The sequence below is a fragment of the Sagittula sp. SSi028 genome (genome assembly GCF_048553715.1).
Lineage (GTDB): Bacteria > Pseudomonadota > Alphaproteobacteria > Rhodobacterales > Rhodobacteraceae > Sagittula.
The window spans coordinates 1-223 of record NZ_JBLZNC010000070.1; the positions used below are offsets into that span (position 1 = coordinate 1).

General features: G+C 62.3%; 1 pseudogene. It reads right to left on the reverse strand.

Annotation, left to right across the window (positions count from 1 at the left end):
* Positions 1–223, reverse strand: a pseudogene (locus ACN5AZ_RS18790) (IS5/IS1182 family transposase); the annotation flags it as partial.

Consider the following 223-nt stretch of genomic DNA (forward strand, 5'->3'; position numbering starts at 1 on the left):
ATGACACCATGGTCGGTGTCGATCAGGTAATTGTCGGAATAGCTGAAGAATGCCGGGCCCTTGCGGGCTGCGGTCCATTGGCTGGCCGGTTCGGAATGGGACGTGAACTTGGGCTGAACCTCGCTGGCGGCACCAAATGCGGCCTCATCCAGAGTGGCGAGGTACTCTCGCACAGCGCGGGATGCGTCGGCCGGATCGACCTGCGCCGGATCCCACTCTTCCT